Source organism: Streptomyces tendae (genome assembly GCF_014650435.1).
Lineage (GTDB): Bacteria > Actinomycetota > Actinomycetes > Streptomycetales > Streptomycetaceae > Streptomyces > Streptomyces tendae.
Genome location: NZ_BMUY01000011.1, coordinates 273,401 through 290,074 on the forward strand (window position 1 = coordinate 273,401; position 16,674 = coordinate 290,074).

General features: G+C 71.2%; 20 protein-coding genes and 1 pseudogene. 16 read left to right on the forward strand and 5 right to left on the reverse strand.

Translation table 11 applies throughout. The annotated features are described in order from the left end of the window. The 6 genes from IE258_RS28415 to IE258_RS28440 all read left to right on the forward strand — a co-directional run bounded on the left by IE258_RS28415 (nucleotide 1) and on the right by IE258_RS28440 (nucleotide 6,634). Nucleotides 1-3,792, forward strand: a complete 3,792-nt coding sequence (locus IE258_RS28415) for a hypothetical protein (protein WP_189748073.1) — start codon at nucleotides 1-3, stop codon at nucleotides 3,790-3,792. A gap of 9 nt (nucleotides 3,793-3,801) precedes the next feature. Further along, nucleotides 3,802-4,320, forward strand: coding sequence for a hypothetical protein (locus IE258_RS28420; RefSeq protein WP_189748075.1), 519 nt, complete (start codon nucleotides 3,802-3,804; stop codon nucleotides 4,318-4,320). 62 nt (nucleotides 4,321-4,382) lie between these two features. Further along, the gene (locus IE258_RS28425) at nucleotides 4,383-5,243 is read left to right on the forward strand and encodes an N-acetylmuramoyl-L-alanine amidase (protein ID WP_229892484.1); all 861 of its coding nucleotides are present in this window, start codon (nucleotides 4,383-4,385) and stop codon (nucleotides 5,241-5,243) included. Between the two features lie 3 nt (nucleotides 5,244-5,246). Beyond that, nucleotides 5,247-5,510 carry a hypothetical protein gene (locus tag IE258_RS28430; protein WP_189748077.1) on the forward strand — a complete coding sequence of 88 codons (264 nt, stop codon included), beginning with the start codon at nucleotides 5,247-5,249 and terminating at the stop codon, nucleotides 5,508-5,510. An 81-nt stretch (nucleotides 5,511-5,591) separates the two neighbouring features. Then, on the forward strand, nucleotides 5,592-5,924 hold the full coding sequence (locus tag IE258_RS28435) for a hypothetical protein (RefSeq protein ID WP_189748079.1): 333 nt from the start codon (nucleotides 5,592-5,594) through the stop codon (nucleotides 5,922-5,924). Nucleotides 5,925-5,980: 56 nt separating this feature from the next. Next, on the forward strand, nucleotides 5,981-6,634 hold the full coding sequence (locus IE258_RS28440; RefSeq protein WP_229892486.1) for a collagen-like domain-containing protein: 654 nt from the start codon (nucleotides 5,981-5,983) through the stop codon (nucleotides 6,632-6,634). A gap of 44 nt (nucleotides 6,635-6,678) precedes the next feature. Here IE258_RS28440 and IE258_RS28445 read toward each other — a convergent pair whose 3' ends face one another. Next, a complete protein-coding gene (locus IE258_RS28445) occupies nucleotides 6,679-7,533 on the reverse strand; it encodes a helix-turn-helix domain-containing protein (RefSeq protein ID WP_189748083.1) in 855 nt (284 codons plus the stop codon). Nucleotides 7,534-7,546: 13 nt separating this feature from the next. Next, complete coding sequence (locus IE258_RS28450; protein WP_189748085.1) at nucleotides 7,547-8,302, reverse strand: DUF6879 family protein; 756 nt, start codon at nucleotides 8,300-8,302, stop codon at nucleotides 7,547-7,549. Nucleotides 8,303-8,474: 172 nt separating this feature from the next. Between IE258_RS28450 and IE258_RS28455 the strand changes: the two genes are divergently transcribed. Genes IE258_RS28455 through IE258_RS28470 form a run of 4 tightly spaced genes read left to right on the forward strand, consistent with a single transcriptional unit; the run spans nucleotide 8,475 to nucleotide 9,245 of the window. After that, nucleotides 8,475-8,678: a hypothetical protein gene (locus IE258_RS28455; RefSeq protein WP_189748087.1), complete on the forward strand. Its 204-nt coding sequence runs from the start codon at nucleotides 8,475-8,477 to the stop codon at nucleotides 8,676-8,678. Then, nucleotides 8,675-8,866 carry a hypothetical protein gene (locus IE258_RS28460; RefSeq protein ID WP_189748089.1) on the forward strand — a complete coding sequence of 64 codons (192 nt, stop codon included), beginning with the start codon at nucleotides 8,675-8,677 and terminating at the stop codon, nucleotides 8,864-8,866. Before IE258_RS28455 ends, IE258_RS28460 begins: the two co-directional genes overlap by 4 nt. Beyond that, nucleotides 8,866-9,048, forward strand: coding sequence for a hypothetical protein (locus IE258_RS28465; protein WP_189748091.1), 183 nt, complete (start codon nucleotides 8,866-8,868; stop codon nucleotides 9,046-9,048). The genes IE258_RS28460 and IE258_RS28465 overlap by 1 nt, the downstream gene beginning before the upstream one ends. After that, nucleotides 9,045-9,245 (forward strand): hypothetical protein, encoded by a 201-nt coding sequence (locus IE258_RS28470; RefSeq protein WP_189748093.1) that lies wholly within the window; start codon nucleotides 9,045-9,047, stop codon nucleotides 9,243-9,245. The genes IE258_RS28465 and IE258_RS28470 overlap by 4 nt, the downstream gene beginning before the upstream one ends. 188 nt (nucleotides 9,246-9,433) lie before the next feature. Here IE258_RS28470 and IE258_RS28475 read toward each other — a convergent pair whose 3' ends face one another. After that, nucleotides 9,434-9,667: a helix-turn-helix domain-containing protein gene (locus tag IE258_RS28475; protein ID WP_189748095.1), complete on the reverse strand. Its 234-nt coding sequence runs from the start codon at nucleotides 9,665-9,667 to the stop codon at nucleotides 9,434-9,436. A 249-nt stretch (nucleotides 9,668-9,916) separates the two neighbouring features. Then, nucleotides 9,917-11,593 carry a recombinase family protein gene (locus IE258_RS28480; protein ID WP_229892488.1) on the reverse strand — a complete coding sequence of 559 codons (1,677 nt, stop codon included), beginning with the start codon at nucleotides 11,591-11,593 and terminating at the stop codon, nucleotides 9,917-9,919. A 39-nt stretch (nucleotides 11,594-11,632) separates the two neighbouring features. Here IE258_RS28480 and IE258_RS28485 point away from each other — a divergent pair. The 4 genes and pseudogenes from IE258_RS28485 to IE258_RS28500 all read left to right on the forward strand — a co-directional run. Further along, nucleotides 11,633-12,331, forward strand: a pseudogene (locus IE258_RS28485) (ABC transporter substrate-binding protein); the annotation flags it as partial. Next, on the forward strand, nucleotides 12,328-13,101 hold the full coding sequence (locus IE258_RS28490) for an ABC transporter permease (protein ID WP_189748097.1): 774 nt from the start codon (nucleotides 12,328-12,330) through the stop codon (nucleotides 13,099-13,101). The pseudogene IE258_RS28485 and the gene IE258_RS28490, both read left to right, overlap by 4 nt. Next, nucleotides 13,098-13,877, forward strand: coding sequence for an ABC transporter permease (locus tag IE258_RS28495; RefSeq protein WP_189748099.1), 780 nt, complete (start codon nucleotides 13,098-13,100; stop codon nucleotides 13,875-13,877). Before IE258_RS28490 ends, IE258_RS28495 begins: the two co-directional genes overlap by 4 nt. Before the next feature lie 25 nt (nucleotides 13,878-13,902). Further along, nucleotides 13,903-14,724: an ABC transporter ATP-binding protein gene (locus tag IE258_RS28500; protein WP_229892490.1), complete on the forward strand. Its 822-nt coding sequence runs from the start codon at nucleotides 13,903-13,905 to the stop codon at nucleotides 14,722-14,724. Nucleotides 14,725-14,731: 7 nt separating this feature from the next. Here the strand turns inward: IE258_RS28500 and IE258_RS28505 are convergent, their stop codons facing one another. Then, complete coding sequence (locus IE258_RS28505) at nucleotides 14,732-15,391, reverse strand: MmyB family transcriptional regulator (protein WP_189748101.1); 660 nt, start codon at nucleotides 15,389-15,391, stop codon at nucleotides 14,732-14,734. 230 nt (nucleotides 15,392-15,621) lie between these two features. On the opposite strand from IE258_RS28505, the gene IE258_RS28510 reads away from it, so the two are divergent. Both IE258_RS28510 and IE258_RS28515 read left to right on the forward strand, forming a co-directional pair. After that, nucleotides 15,622-16,287, forward strand: coding sequence for a helix-turn-helix domain-containing protein (locus IE258_RS28510; protein WP_189748103.1), 666 nt, complete (start codon nucleotides 15,622-15,624; stop codon nucleotides 16,285-16,287). Between the two features lie 127 nt (nucleotides 16,288-16,414). Beyond that, a complete protein-coding gene (locus tag IE258_RS28515; RefSeq protein ID WP_159325790.1) occupies nucleotides 16,415-16,651 on the forward strand; it encodes a hypothetical protein in 237 nt (78 codons plus the stop codon). The last annotated feature ends 23 nt before the right edge of the window (nucleotides 16,652-16,674 follow it).

Genomic DNA, 16,674 nt, shown 5'->3' on the forward strand with positions numbered 1-16,674 from the left:
GTGGCGTTCCCGGAGGACCCGCTTGGGCTGCGGACCGAGCTGCTGCTCGACGGGGTGTGGACGGACATCACGAAGGACGTCTACACCCGGGATCCGATCACCCATCAGCGGGGCATCCGCAACGAGGGAGCTGTCGCCGATCCTGCGTCGGTGCCGATGACGATCAACAACAGGTCCGGCAAGTACAGCAACCGCAACCCGATGAGCCCGTACTACGGACTCATCGGCCGCAACACGAGGGTCCGGCTGTCCTTGCCCGGGGAGGAGTCCTACCTCGAGCTGGACGGCGACCCGTCGTCCTACGCGTCGACGCCGGATGCGGCCGCGCTCGACCTCACCATGGACCTCGACCTGCGGTGGGAGGGCGAAACCGACTGGTACGCCACCGCGGGCCAGGTCCTCATCGGCAAGTGGTCGACCGAGCCGGGCCAGCGCTCCTACTGCATGCGCCTGGAACGCGGGCTGCTGTTCTTCCACGGCGGCCGCGATGGCACGTCGGGTCCCTTCCAGGGCTGGGTCCTGCCTGCGCTGCCCCGCCGTGCCGCCGTCCGCGTCACCCTGACCGGCGGTCTCACCGTCCGCCACTACTGGGCCGAGACGATGGACGGGCCGTGGACGCAGATCGGCACCGACGTCGACCTGGCCTCACCGCTGACCACCGGCCTGTTCGTGGGCACGGCGCCGCTCCTGATCGCGCCAAGCCAGTACGACTCCGACCCGGCACGCCCGCCCGTGGCCGGCCGCGTCTACCGGGCCGAGGTCCGGGGCGCTGGCGACACCGTGGTGGCCTCGCCGGACTTCCGAGGGCAGGCCGCAGGGGCGGCCGGGTTCACCGACGCGGCGGGCCGCGCGTGGACGCTGACGGGCACGGCCGAGATCCGCGACCGGATCGACCGGTTCATCGGCGAGATCAGCGAGTGGCCGCAGAAGTGGGTGCCGTCCGAAGCGGACATGTGGGTGCCGGTCCAGGCTGCTGGCGTCCTGCGGCGTCTGGGGCGCGGCACGAAGCCCGTGGACAGTGCTCTGCGCAGGCGTATCCCTTCCTTCGAGCCGATGGCGTACTGGCCGATGGAGGAGGGTCAGCAGGCGACGACGGCGTACTCGCCGGTCGCCGGGATCGACCCACTGTCCTTCAGCCAGGCGAACTGGGCCGCCGACAGCAGCCTGCCGTCCTCGGCGCCGCTGCCCGCGGTCGGATCCCAGTCCGGGGCCCTGTCGCACCTGTCGGGCATGGTCCGCAACTACTCGTGGGCGAACCTGCCGGCCTGGTCCGTGATCTGGACGTACCACATGCCGCAGACGCCGGCCACGCGGCAGACGTTCATGCTGGTGCGCAGCACGGGCACGGTCAGGGACTGGTATCTGCAGTTCGGCCCGGCCGACTCCCGCATCCTCGGGCTCGACCGCGAGGGCGCCACGGTCGTCGACCGCACCATCGCGACGAGCACCGACATCTTCGGCAAGTGGATCAAGGCCAGGTTCGCTGTCGAGCAGCAAGGCAGCACCGTTCGCTACGTCATGGTCTGGTCTGACATCAACGGTGACGCCGGGTTCTACGAGAACACCCTGTCGGGCGTCACCGGCCGGCCAACCGGCGTGTCCTCCCCACCCGGCGGCTTCTCCGCGAACTTGCAGGGCCTGGCCATCGGCCACATCTCGGCCTGGGACAGCTTCGACCCCGACGGCTACGACAACGCCCTCAACGCCTGGTCCGGCGAGACGGCCGGGGCCCGGATGCTGCGTATCGGCGACGAGCAGGGCATCCCCGTCACTCTGACCGGTCCGCCCGCGGCAACCGATCCGGTCGGCTACCAGAAGCTGTCACCGGCCCTCGACCTGGTGCGGACGGTGGCCGACGCGGACGGCGGTCTGCTCACCGAGGACCAGACCAAGCTCCGGCTGCTGTACCGGCCCCGGGCGACGCTGTACTCGCAAGAGCCCGCCCTGGTCCTCGACTACGCGCAGGGGCAGGTTGCCGCGCCACTGGATCCGGTCGACGACGACACCAGCGTCCGCAACGACGTGACCGTCACCCGCGACCAGGGCGGGTCGGCGCGCGTCGTCCTCGCTTCGGGCCCCCTCTCGGTGCTCGACCCGCCGGACGGCGTCGGCGTCTACGACGACTCCGTCACCCTGTCGCTGGACACGGACGAGCAGACCGTGGGCAAGGCGTACTGGGAGCTGCACCTGGGCACGTGGGACGAGCCCAGGTATCCGGCCGTCACGATCAACCTGCACCGGCACCCGGAGCTGATCCCGGCCGTGCTGAAGCTGCGTGAGGGCGACGTAATCCGGCTGATCAACATGCCGACGTGGGTGGCGCCGGACGACGTGGACCTGATGGTCATGGGGCTGAAGGAAACCCTGCTGCCCCGCACGTGGTCCATCACGTACGACTGCGTACCGGCGGGGCCGTGGCAGGTCGGCGCGACCGATGACGCGGCCCTCGGCAAGGTCGACACGGACGGCTCGCAGCTGGCAGCCGCGGTCGACGCCGACGACACGGTCCTGCCGGTGACCGTCACGGCTGGGCCGTGGTGGATCTCCGGGGGCGGCGTTCTCAACCCGAACCCCCGCTTCGAGAAGGACCTGGACGGGTGGACCGGCTTTGGGGCGACGATCGAACGGGTGGAGGCGCCACCAGCTCCGTTCGCCGGGGCGTGGGCGATGAAGCTCACGCCGAACGGCATCGAGCAGTACCCGAACGCGGGAAGCAGTCAGATCCCGATCACGCCCGGGAAGCAGTACACGCTGTCCGGGTGGCTGCGCTGCGCCACCGCCCGCTCGGTCGCCCTGAACATGAACTGGTTCGACGCCACCGCCGGATACCTGGCGACGTCCGCGAACGACCAGCCGGTCAACGCCCTGACGTGGACCTGGTTCGAGATGACCGCGACGGCCCCAGCCGGGGCGGCCACGGCGAACTTGGCGCCGACGGTCGCCGACTTCCCGCCGGCCACGGACGTGCTGTGGGCCCACCAGCTCACGCTGCGCCCGCAGACCGACGGCGCGAAGCTCGCGGACTTCCCGTTCGACGTGCGCGCGGGCGGGGAGGTGGTCACCGTCGACTCCGTCACGCCGACCGTCCTGGACCGCTTCGACCGGACCGTGGCAGGCGGCTGGGGCACGGCCGAGACCGGGCAGGCGTGGACGGCAACCGGCGGGACCGCCGCCGACTTCGAGGTCGGGGGCGGCGTCGCGCAGCACACCATCAGCACGAAGAACGTCTACCGGGTCACCTCGCTCAACGCGCTGGCCCTCGCGGACGTCGACATGATGGTGTCCGTGCGGCTGCCCTCCACCCCGACCGGGGACGGCATCTACACCTACTACCTGGCCCGCGGTGACGTGGCGGCCGGCATCTTCTACTTCGCCCGGCTGTTCTTCCAGACCAACGGCTGGGTGGAGTTGACGCTTCGCAGGCGCACGCCCGCGGAGGTGGCGCTGGCCACGTCTCCGGTGCTGCTGCCGTTCGTGGCGGGGAAGTCGTACCGGCTGCGGTTCCAGGTGCTTGGCAGCACGCTCCGCGCGAAGGCGTGGGTCCTGCCTGATGTGGAGCCTGCGGACTGGCACGTGACGGCCGTCGACACGAGCATCACGGCGGCCGGCGCGGTGGGTGTGCGGACGTACGCGTCGACGTCGAACACGAACGTCTCGCCGCTGGTGATCGTCGACAACGTGGCGGTGGGTCCGCAGCGGTTCGGTGTGACCCGGTCCGTCAACGGGGTCGTCAAGGCCCAGACCGCCGGGACGGATGTGCGGCTGGTCAATCCGATGCGACTCGCCCTGTAGGAGGATTCTGTGCCGTTTGAGCCTTGGCAGCCGGGGATGACGGTGACGGCGTCCCGTCTAGCTTCGATCTCGCCGACGTGGCAGGACTGGACGCCGGTCTGGACGACGTCAGGCGCCTCGACGCCGTCCTTCGGGAACGCGGCGATCACCGCTCGGTGGGCGCAATCCGCGCTCACCATCCATTACCAGGTCGACATCGTCTTCGGGTCGACCACCACCTTCGGGTCGGGCACGGACAACTGGAGGCTTTCCACGCCGGTCCCCGCCGCGGCGACATCCAACGGCTGTGGGTCGGGGGAGATCTCGCGGAGCGGCGCCCCGTCCGGGTACGGGAGCGGCGCGGGCACCCGGCAGCCGATCCGTATCCGACTGACGACCACGCAGACGTTCGAGTTCGAGATGTCCGGCGGCAACATCAACGCCATCAGCACCGTGTCGGGCGCCGGCCTGATCGACGCGTCCACCCCGTGGTCGTGGGACAACGGCTCCTCGCTGCGGTTCTGGGGCAGCTACGAGGCCGCCCCCTGACCGCCCCCTACTGCTGCCCCGCGCCGTCCTGGCCCGGGGCTTTCCTCATCTCTGGAGGCCCCATGGCCACACCCATGTCCGCGTCCGCGTTCGTCAAGGCGCTGCGCGACGAGGGCCTGACCGTCGTCGAGGTCGGCGACTGGCGCGACCACAACCGCAACCACAAGGGCGCCTGGGGCCCCGTGCACGGCGTGATGATCCACCACACCGTGACCAAGGGCAGCGCCAACACCGTCTCCATCTGCCAGCACGGATACGCCAACCTGCCCGGCCCCCTGTGCCACGGCGTCATCACCAAGGACGGCCGCGTCCACCTGGTCGGCTACGGCCGGGCCAACCACGCGGGCCTCGGCGACGACGACGTCCTCCAGGCGGTCATCGCGGAGAAGGCGCTGCCCGCCGACAACGAGGCGAACACCGACGGCAACCGACACTTCTACGGCTTCGAGTGCGAGAACCTCGGCGACGGCGAAGACCCGTGGCCGGCCGTGCAGCTGGAGGCGATCGAGCGAGCGGCCGCCGCGCTGTGTCGGCATCACGGCTGGGACGAGCGCTCGGTGATCGGGCACCTGGAGTGGCAGCCGGGGAAGGTCGACCCGCGCGGGTTCACGATGGCGTCGATGCGCGCCCGGATCAGCGACCGCCTCGACGGCCCCTCCAGCGACGACTGGAAACCCAGCACCCCCGGCACCACCCCGAGCAAGGAGGACCCCATGGCGGGATACAGCCAGGCCCAGATCGGCGACGCCGTACTCCACCGGGACAACATCCCGGCACCCAAGAGCGCGCCGGACAAGGCGAAGAACCCGAAGTGGACGCTGTCCAGCTACGCGCAGACCATCCTCAACACCCTGAACACGGCCCTCGATGAGCTGCGGGCCCTCCGCAAGGCCGTCGACGCGCTCGCCAAGAAGGAGTCCTGACCCATGCCCGAGCTGCACTTCGACGGCGAGACCGTCGTAAAGACCGCCACCTCCTACGCCCGCGACCTCGCCGAGCGGACCCTGTCCACGGCCGTCGTCGCCGCTGGCGGCGTAGCCATCGCGGCCGGCCCGGCCGACATGTTCCACGCCAGCTTCTGGCAGACCATGGCCGCGGCCGGAATCGCGGCTGCCGGGTCCCTGCTCAAGGGGATGCTGGCCCGCGCGTTCGGCACCAAGAACTCCGCGAGCCTGGCCAAGGGCGTCTGATGTGGGGCGCGGTGGGCGGCAGTCGGCCGCTCACCGCCCCTTCGCGCACCACCCCCCACCGCGCACCATCGGAGGACGCCTGTGGACGCTGCGACGCTCGGCGCTGTCGGAACCATCGTCGTCGGGCTCGCGGTGGCCGCCGCCGCTCTGTACGGGCATCGCGGCGCCAATGCCGCCTCACAGTCCGGCGCCGTCCTCGGCGGCTACTCAACGCTCGTCGACAACCTCCAGGAGGAACGGAACACGCTGCAGGCAAAGGTCGCCGAGAACGACCGCCTCTTGACTGCGGCGTACGCCGAACTCACCAGAGAACGCGCCGACAAAGCGGAGCTGCACGCGCGGATCGCGGAACTCACCAATGAGAACGCCCGGCTGCGTGAGCGGATCATCGAACTAGGGGGACAGCCCACGTGAGTCGTCATGGTCAGCCCGTCCTCGCGCAGCGGTGGCGGTCCCTCGCAGTCGCGGCGGTGCTGCTCGTGCTGGCCGGCGCGGTCGTTCTGGTGTGGCTGCGGATCGACGCGGAGGCCCGCCGTGCGGATCAGCTGGCGTCGGAGGCGGACCGCCGCGGCGACGCCGTGTCGACGTTGGCCGGGGACGTGCGGGTGCTGCGCCAGCAGGTCAAGGACGAGGGGAAGACACCGGCCGCGCCGGACCCGGCTGTGGCGGTGGACGATCTGCCTGCGCGGGCGGAGGTGCCGGTGCCGATCCCGGGGCCGAAGGGTGACCCTGGCCGTCCGGGCCGGAACGGCTCGCCTGGGCCTGCCGGTGAGGACGGCTCGCCGGGCGAGGACGGTACGGACGGAGCACCGGGCGAGGCCGGCGAGCCTGGTGCGGCCGGGGCCGACGGCACGGACGGCGTGCAGGGACCGCAGGGCGAGCCCGGCCCGGCTGGACCGGCAGGGCCTGCGGGGCCGGCCGGACCGCAGGGTGAGCAGGGGCCGCGCGGCGAGCCGGGCCCGGCCGGACCGAACTGCCCGACGGGGTACAGCCTCCAGCCGCCGGCCGACGACCCTGATGCGCTGGTCTGCCGCCGGGATAGCGCACCGGAAGACGACGGCTCGCAGGCGCCGACGAGCCCGCTCGCGCTGGCCTTGGATCCGTCTCGCAGGCAGTACCCGTGAAGCTTGGCCCTCATCGCCCCCGGCGGGCGGTGGGGGCCGTTTCGTCATGCCCGGGGGTTGAGCGCCCGCCGCGCGCGGCCGATCGCGTTCTGCGCGTCGGCCCCGTACACCGCGGACTCCCGCAGCGTCTCCCACGTCCGCAGGTACGTGGCCACGCTGGCCGGGTCGTCGATCCACAGCTCCGCGTGCCAGTTCTCCACGATGACCTGCTGGTCGTCGTACACCCAGAACGCGGTGGCCGGGGGGATCTTCACCGACGCCGACAGCGGGACGATCCCCAGCTCCACGGTATCCAGCCCGACGACGCCGGCCAGCCGGTCGAGTTGAGCGGCCAGCACTGCGGGCGGGCACACGAGCGCGCGCAACGCAGGCTCCCACAGCAGGAGATGGAACCGCTTCGACGAGTCGTAGAGCGCCTCCTGCCGCTGGATCCGGGACCGCACGGCAGCCTCGGTGTCGCGCGGACTGCGCTGGAGTTCCGCGTACCGGGTGAAGATCGACCGCGCGTAGTCCGCGGTCTGGAGGATCCCGAAGACCATGGAGGTCTCCCAGCCGCGGAACAGGCTGGCGTCCGTGTGGGCGCTCAGGTGGGTGTCCTGCACCGCCTTGTGCCCGGAGGCCAGCTGCCGCCGCCACGACCGGATGTGCGACTCGAAGCCCCGCAGCCGGGCCACGAGTTCGTCATAGGCGTCCGGCTGCCCGGTGCCGTCCGCCCACCGGCGCAGGTCGTCGGGTGTGGGGGTCTGCCGGCCGTTTTCCAGGCGGGAGACCTTCGACTTGTTCCAGCCGTGCTGCTCGGCGAGCTGGGCACCGGTGAGACGGCCGCCGGGCGCGGAGAGCCGGAGTTCTCGGAGGCGTATCCCGAGAGCTTCGCGCGCCTGCTGGTAGTCCGTGCTCACCGGTACCCCTTGTCTACTGTGCTGCTGGCAGCCGCTCCGCGTACTCGGTGTACGGGACGGCGTGGTGCATCGCCGCGTCGCGGGCCATGGCGTACCGCAGGACGGCGGCCGGTTCCCTGATCAGCTCGACGTTGATCAGGTTGTCGGCATCGTCGAAGTTGAGCAGGGCGACGAGCCTGGAGTCAAAGATCCAGAAGTCCTCTTCGGGCAGGCCAAGCCCGTCGGCGGTCGCACGGTCAAGGTTATGGATGGCCTCGCCCACAGAGCTGTTACGGCGCGCGTTCTCCAGGAGGTAGAGCTGCCCCGTGGTGGGCGGCTGATCGATGACGCGGACGCGTTCGAACTTCTTCCCCAGCGCGGCCTGTTCGCGCCGCTCGGCGCACCACTCCAGGTCCGCACCGGACCAGTCGACGGGCTCACCGCGGGTGAACTGCGCGTAGGTGGGGGCCGTCTCGTCGGAGGCGTACCGACTGCGCGTCTCCAGCCGCCAGGCCGTGTGCTCGAACACGGTGAACAGCCGGTCGAACTCGTCGAGGCTGATGATGTCGGGCTCTCGACCGGTGTCCTTCGGCCCGAAGTCAATGAGCAGCGTGCGGGGGACGACGATGGGCACCTCGCCCGGCCCGAGATGCCGCAGCTTGGCGATGTCCTCCTGCCCGGTCAGCGGCGGCCCGTGGACGATGACGTCACCGGAGTCCAGGTCTTCGTGGATGGATGGGCAGCCGTTGACTCCGCTGCCGGTGCCGTTGAACCGCAGTCGGCGTGCCATGTCTCTCCCCTTCGCCGTGGTGGTGGATGCCCCCAGCCTCTACCAGCCGGCCGCCGCCTGCCCCGTGTTCAGTGGCCTCAGATCCGCAACAACGCGCAATCTCGCGAAGTGGCCTTGCAACTCTGCGCAACCTCGATGGTGCCCGCCGGTCGGCCGCTCTTAACGTCCCGATATGGCCAACACGCAGTCGACCGACGTCGACCCCTTCATGGCCGTCGAGTCCCTCCGTGCAGCCCTCGACGGCGCCGGCATCGTCCTGCCCTCGCTCGGCGTGGACGCCGCGTCGCCGAGCCTCGCTCTGGTCGATCTGGGCCGGGTCCGGGCCGACGTCGCGCTGCGCCTGGCCGACGCCTTGCAGAGGGGGAACGCAGCATGAGCGCAACCGCCGAGACCGGAGACGGGCTACGCGCCATTGGCTGGTGCGCCTGGCACAAGGACATCGCCGACGGCGTCCGCGTCATCCAGGTCGACGAGCAGGGCTCCGGGCCCGGCGGCGTCCGCCGAGCCTGCCAGCCCTGCATCAACAAGCACGACCTGGTCCCGTTCGCAGAGCGGCCCCTGTGATGGCCACCGCAGACGCCCCCACGACATCGGGCTACTGCTCGTGGCACAACCAGGTCGAGGACCACGTGCAGCGCATCCAGCTCAGCGAGGCAGGCAGCGGCGGCAAGGTGCACTACGCCTGCATCCACTGCATCCGGATCTGGAAACTCACCCCCTACGAGGATGAGGACCAGGACCAGTGAGCACGGCCCTGCCCGACGCGGCCACCCTGTCCCGTCCGGTCTACTCCGGCTGGGCGTGCGTGCACTGCGGCGAATCCCTCGCCCGCGGCGGCACCCCCGCCGGCCGCGCGACCGGGCAGATAGGCGCCGTCCGCCTGGACGTCGACGTCTACCAGTGCATGCCTGGTCGTGGCTGCGCAGCCACCAGCACCACCTGAGACTCCGCCTCTGGCACGATTCCACGCCGGCCGTGCCGGGAGCGGAACCCGCGGCCCGTCTCCGCGCCCCCGTCGGGGGCGGGCCGCTCACAGGCTCCTGGCCGCCAGTCAGGGGGACACCGTTGGTGTCGGCCTTCCATCCGGAAGGGGGCGGCTGCCCGTGCCGAAGCTCCACCGGGCAGCCGCCGTCAGCCGACCAGATCCCGCAGCGGCACGTCGAGGACCCGGGCGATCCGCAGCAGCGTGAAGTACGTCGGGTTGTGACGGCCGGATTCGATCTTCTGAAGAACGTTGCGGCTGATGCCGGCGCGGAGGTGCAGCTGCTCTTGAGAGATCCGTCGAGCACGGCGCGCGGTGCGGATTCGGTCGCCGAGGACGCGGCTGTGCTCGTAGAGCCAGGCGTCGTCTTCGGGTGGGTGCACTCGACAAACGCTCTGACGAAGATCATCCTAAGTCAGCACGTTAAAGTGGGCATTTCCTGGATGCGACGCAACCCCTTCGACAAGGAAACACACGTTCGAGTGACACGCCGCGTAAGGATCTTGCACAGGGCAACCTTGTGCGCCAAGGGTGGAATCACACCCTCCCCTGAACCGGCCGACCGTCGTACTGCCCCCCAGGCTGCGACGGCCCGGCCAAGGCGCCCCCGGCATGGGTCCGGGGGCGCCGCCCTACTTCCAGTCGATCAGGATCGTCGACTTGTCGAAGTACGTCCCGTCCGGCTGCCGCCCCGGACGCGCCTTCCCCACCCGCACACGCATCACGTAGTCGACCGCCGCCCGCCGCCGCGACAGATCGAACACGTCGTTCCACACCTGCTCCGGATCGTCAGCGGCCAGCAACTCGGCCACCGGGTTCGCGGCCACCGCGTCCTTCATCTGATCCTCCGCAGCGTGCAGCCGCTTCCGCGCCTCCCCCGACGCGACCCGCCACTCCTGCATATCCATCTCGTTGCGGCCGAGCGCCGCAGCCAGCTCATCCAGCTTGGCCCGCGCCCGCCGCATGTCCTTGCGCACCTGCGCCACGTCCACAACCGGCTCGCTCCGCCGCGCGAACAGAGCCGCCGCGTCCTCCTCCTGCAGCCGCCGGAAGAAGTGCAGCAGCACGTAGTCGTCCAGGCTCTGCCCGTCCCGGACCACGCACCCGTTCTCGCACCGGTACGCCGGCTCTTTGTCGCCCACCCGACCGACGGGCTGCTTCCCCGTCTTCTTCTTCCGCGACACCGGGCGGGGGAATCCGGTGAGCTTCGCCGTGCCGCACTCGCCGCACTCGTAGATGTTGCTGCCGAGGTACTTCCGCACGTTCGACCCGGACGTGTACCGGCTCGGGTCCTCGAGGACCGCCATGGCGCTGCGCCACGTCCCCTCGTCGGTCAGCGCCATCCAGCCGCCTCGGCCCGCGATCTGGCCCCGGTGCTGGAGCAGGCCGGCGTTCCGGGGCCGCATGAGGATCGTCCGCACCTGGTTGACGTCGGGTGCCTTGCCGCGGCTGGAGACGAAGCCTTGGCCCGCCCATCCTCTGGCCGTGCCACTCAGCGATGCGCCGACCACCACGGCCTCCAGCGCCGGGTGGACGGCAGAAGCCTCGGACCCCTCGGCGAACTCCGCGGGCACCCGGCACTGGTCACAGACGAAGTCCACCCGGAGCGCGTCCCGCGCGTCACAGGCCTGGCACACCAGGTCACGGGTGAACCTGCCGGCTGCCTCGCACTCCTCGCACGTGCGCCGCATGGTGAACCCGTCCGGGCCCTCCTGGTGGCAGCGCGGGCATTCGAGCGTGCGCGGGGTGACGCCGTCGGCCTCGTAGCCGAACGGACGGGGGCCGCCGCTGTACTCGCCGTGCGACGCCTTCTGGTCGCGGGCCCGCTTCGAGCGTTCGATCATCCGCTCAACCTCGTAGCGGGCCTGGACGCCGAGCTGCCGGGCGATCATCCGGCCGGTCGCGGTGGACAGGTCGAGGTGGCCGGCCTTCACGGTGCGGGTGTCGATGGTGCGGGGGGAGCATACGTCGATGTACTCCTCCAGCTCGACCGGGGAGCGGTGGAGGCGGTCGGTGTGCCAGGCGAGGACGCAGTCCGCTTCGCCGTTGCGGAGCCGGGTGAGCATGTCCTTGTAGTCGGGCCGCGGCTTGCCGGAGTACGCGCTGAGGTCGTTGTCCTCGAAGACCTTGACGATGCGGTACTCGACGGCAGGGGTGGAGAGCTGCTCGGCGAGCTGGCGCATGTCGTCGAGCTGGCGCTCGGTGGCGAGGTGGGCGCCTTCGCGGTCCTCGCTGATGCGGGCGTACGCGAAGCAGCGGATGACGCGGCGCGCGGCGGTGTCGGTGGCGGTCTGCAGGCTTCTGGGCACGGAGCCAGACTGCCAGAACAGCAGTTACTTTGGGAGATGTTCGGCTTCAGCAACATGACGTCCCTGCTGATCGCCCAGTCGAACGACGTGCCGGTGAAGGCGGTGGCCAACGGCATCGCCTCGACCGGTGAGGTGGGCAAGGACTTCGAGGCGCTCACCGTGAAGGGGGACAGCCCGATCCGGTCGCCGAAGGAGCTGGCGGGCAAGAAGGTCGCCATCAACACGCTGAAGAACATCAACGAGACCGCGGTGCGGGCCTCGGTGCGCAAGGCGGGCGGCGATCCCGACGAGGTGGAGCTGGTGGAGCTGGCCTTCGACCAGATGCCGGCCGCGCTCGACGCCGGACGGATCGACGCGGCGATGGTGGTGGAGCCGGCGCTGGCCACGATCAAGAGTCAAGGAGGCCGGGAGATCGCCTCCCCCATGATCGACGTGGCGCCCGACCTCACCGTCGCCATGTACTTCACCTCGGCCAAGTACGCGAAGGAGCAGCCGGGGGTGGTGAAGAAGTTCCAGGCGGCCACCGCCGAGTCCCTCGCGTACGCCGACGCGCACCCCGACGAGGTCCGGGAGATCGTCACCACGTACACGAAGATCCCGGCGGACGTGCTGGCGAAGGTGACGCTGCCGAAGTGGCCGGCCGAGCCCAACCGCGCGGGTGTCGAGGAGCTGGCGCGGCTCGGCGAGGCCGACGGCCTGTTCAAGCGGGCGCCGGACCTGGACGAGCTGCTGCCGTGAGGGGCGAGAACGCCGCTCTGGGCGCGGCCGGGCTCGCGGCCTTCCTCGCCCTGGGCGAGGCGGTGCCGCGGCTGGGCCTGGTCGAGGAGGAGTACTTCCCGCCCACCAGCCGCATCGCCGACGCACTCGGCACGGAGGTCGCGGACGGCGCCTTCTGGACCGCGATGGGCGACACCCTGACCGGCTGGGCGCTCGGCCTGGCCGTGGCGGTCGGCGCGGGGATCGTGGTGGGCGTACTGCTGTCCGTGGTGCCGTACCTGCGCGAGGCGACGGCGTCCACGATCGAGTTCCTGCGCCCGATCCCGTCGGTCGCGCTGATCCCGCTGGCGGTGCTGCTGTTCGGCACCGAGCTGCGGTCGGTGCTGCTCCTGGTCGTGTACGCGGCCTTCTGGCAGGTGCTGATCCAGGTCCTGTACGGCATGCGGGACGTCGACCCCGTCGCCGAGGAGACGGCACGCTCGTACGGCCTGGGCACCTGGGCGCGGATCCGGTACGTGCTGTGGCCGACCGCGCTGCCGTACGTCATGACAGGGGTGCGGCTGGCGGCGGCGGTGGCGCTGATCCTCGCAGTCACCGCCGAGCTGGTCGTCGGGGCGCCGGGGCTCGGTGCCCGGATCGCGGTGGCGCAGACCTCGCAGGCCGTGCCGGAGATGTACGCGCTGATCGTCGTCACCGGTCTGCTGGGCCTGCTGATCAACGTCGGCGCGCGGTCGGTGGAGCGGCGGGCGCTGGCCTGGCACCAGTCGGTGCGCGGGGAGGTGGCGGTGTGAGACGCCTGCTGCTGCGCCTGGTGCTCGTGCTCGCCCTGCCGGTGGTCCTCGTGGCCGTCTGGTGGGTCTCCTCGTCGGGCAGCGAGGACGTGTACTGGCCGCCGCTCCGGACGATCGTGTCGGCCTTCCCCGACGTGTGGACCGGCGAGCGGTGGCGCGGTGACGTGCTGCCCAGCGTGCTCCGGCTCGCCGCCGGTTACGCGCTCGCGACCGTGGTCGGTGTCGCGCTCGGCACGGTGATCGGCTCCCACCGGCGGGTGCGGGCGGTGTGCGAGCCGGTGCTGGAGTTCCTGCGCGCGGTGCCGCCGCCGGTGCTGGTGCCGGTGATCATGCTGTTCGCGGGCATCGGCGACACGATGAAGGTCGTCGTCATCGCCAGCGGATGTGTCTGGCCGGTGCTGCTCAACACGGTCGAGGGGGTGCGGGCGGTGGACGCGGTGACGGCCGAGACGGCCCGCTCCTACGGCATCACGGGCGTGGCGCGGCTGCGGCACGTGGTGCTGCCCTCGGCGAGCCCGCAGATCTTCGCGGGGCTGCGCCAGGCGCTGTCCGTCGGCATCATCCTCATGGTGATCAGCGAGATGTTCGCCGCCAGCAACGGTCTGGGCTTCACCATCGTGCAGTTCCAGCGTTCCTTCGCGATCCCCGACATGTGGACCGGCATCCTGCTGCTCGGTCTGCTCGGCTTCGTGCTGTCGGTCCTCTTCCAGTTGGTCGAGCGGCGGGCGCTCGGCTGGTACCACGGCCTGCGCGCCGCCGCCCGGCGGTCCCGGTGACCCATGACGTGTGAAAGGGCGGTCCATGCTCGACGTACGCGGCCTGCGGAAGGTGTACGAGGGTTCGGGGCGGCGTGTCGAGGCGGTGCGCGATCTGACCTTCACGGTGGCGGCCGGTGAACTGGTCTGCCTGGTCGGTCCGTCGGGCTGCGGCAAGACGACGCTGCTGAAGTGCGTGGGCGGCCTGCTCGAACCGACGGCGGGCGAGGTGTTCCTGGCCGGCCGCAGGGTGGCGGGTCCGCCGCCCGGGATGGCGTTCGTCTTCCAGGAGTACGGACGAAGCCTGTTCCCGTGGATGCGGGTCGGCGAGAACGTCGAACTGCCCCTGAAGCAGAAGGACCTGAGCAGGCCACGGCGCCGGGAGCTGGTCGCGGACGCCCTCGCGTCGGTCGGGCTCGCGGACGCCGCCGGGGCCTACCCGTGGCAGTTGTCCGGCGGGATGCAGCAACGGGTGGCCATCGCGCGGGCGCTGGCGTACGAGCCCGAGGTGCTGCTGATGGACGAGCCCTTCGCTGCGGTGGACGCGCAGACCCGCGCCGACCTGGAGGACCTGGTGCGGGCGCTGTGGCGGGAGCGGGGCATCACGGTCCTGTTCGTCACCCATGACATCGACGAGGCCGTGTACCTGGGGCAGCGGGTGATCGTGCTGTCCGCCTCCCCCACCGTCGTACGGGAGCAGCTCCGGATCGATCTGCCGGACGGGCGGGACCAGGTGCACACCCGGGTGGCGCCGCGCTTCGCGGAGCTGCGCACCCACGTGTACGAGCAGATCCAGGCGGCCAAGCACGGGGCGGCCCGGGTCCCCTCGAAGGAGCCGCAGGGGGCGGACACCCCGCCCACGCACTGACCGCGGGTCACTCGGCGGCGGGGACGACCCTCAGGTGGGAGGAGGCGCGGCGGGCGCTCGGCGGGCGCTGCCCGGTGCGGCGCGGTTCGCGCAGGACCAGCGTCAGCCGGGTGTAGCCCAGTTCCTGGAGCGCCCCGGGCGTTTCGACCACGACCCGGCACTCGGTGGTGCCCCGGCGCGGGTCGGGGTGGTGCAACGGCCGTACGGCACCGTCGTGTTCGACGGCGCGTGCGCCGACGGCGCGGACCCAGTGCGGCAGGCCCTGGCGGTAGGCGGCCTCCATGATCGGGTCCTGGGCGATGTCCCGGCGGACGGCCTGCAGTCCGGGGTCGTGGCCGTACCGCTCCAGGGTGGCGGCGAAGTGCGCCAGCATGGGCAGGCACCAGCTCGACTCGTGCTCGGCGAGGACCGTGGCGGCGTCCGGGTGGAAGAGGACGAACCTGAGGAAGTTGTCGTCGGGCATGGCCGTCGGGTGCGGTCCGGCGCCCTGGAAGAGTGTCCGGAAGGCGCCGTTGGCCAGCACCACGTCCCAGCGGTGGTCGACGACGAGGGACGGGAAGGGCACGGCCTCGAGGAGCGCCGTGTAGTCCTGGAGATACGCCTGGGCCTCGGGGGTCGCGGGGGTGGGCCGCGGCGCCGACCGCTGCCCTCCTGCCTGAAATGCCATCGGGAGGTCACCCCTCTTGCCTATGCGGCCTTCTCGCGGCGTCCGCATCCTGGCGCCCCGACGCGAGGCGTGTCAACTATCGTGGCATTTCGTGCCTGTTGACGGCTGAAATAGGCCACAGTTGTGGCGATGCCTGGATGTGAGTTCGAGCGGCAGGCTACTCTCCGGGAAGTTCACGGCAACTGCTTGTGAGAAGCCTGTGCGGCCTGAGAGACGTAGGAGAGCTGTCGGTGACGGGTGGCTTCGAAGGTCCGGGCGCCATGCCGACCCCTACGCCGACCACGCCGACCGCCGTCGTCGCCCGCGTCGGCGCGCTCGCAGACCGGCTCGGCGTGCCGCACACCGAGGTCTTCGACGTGGGCCGGCTCTCCGCCGCCAGCGGCGTCCCCGAGTCCGTCGTCGGGGCTCTGCTCGGCGGCCGGCCGGCGGGTGAACCCGATGTCCAGACCAGGTTCGTGCAGCGCCTGGACCTGCTGCGCCGCACCCGGCTGAAGCCGAACGGCCGCAAGTACACCCAGCAGGAGATCGCCGACGGCGCCGGGATGTCCCGGCAGCAGGCCGGCGCCCTCATCAACGGCGACCGGCGCCCCACCATGGAGCACTGCGACGCCAGTCAGCGCTTCTTCGGGGTGCACGCCGGGTTCCTCACCGCCGAGGACCCCGAGGCGCTCGCCGGTGCCCTCCAGCGCACCGAGCAGGAACTGCTCCAGCAACTCGCCGACCGGGAGCGGGAGGCGGCGGCCGCCGCCGACGACCCGCTGGAGCGGCTGCTCCAGGACCACGGCGTGCGCGGCATCGCCTGGCGGGCCGCGCAACTGCCCACGGACCAGCACCGCGACAAGGTCGCCGAGTGGCTGGACATGCTCCTGGAGAGCGTCAAGCGGCCCGAGTCGTAACGGCACGGGGGCCCACGGAGGCCCGGTCCCGCGGACGGGATTGTCAGTGGTGGGCGGCAAGCTGGGAGGGTGCCGCCGCCGTGCGGGGGCGCGTGACCGCTGACGTCGTTGTGGGGAGAGCCGACCGATGACCACCGCCGTACTGACCGACCACGAGCGCACCGCCGTCCAGGCCTACTTGCGGCTCCTGCACACCGTACGGGCCGGCTTCGACACCGGGACGGGCCCGGACGGGCCTCCCCGGCCGCCCGTCGTCCCGCCCTCCGTGCTGGCCGAGGCGGAGGAGGCCCTGCGGGCGGCGGGACTGACGGGGAACGAGGAGGCGTTCTTCCGGCTGTTGCGGGACTGGAGCCCGCGTCCCTGACGGGAGGCGGGCGGCGCCTGGTG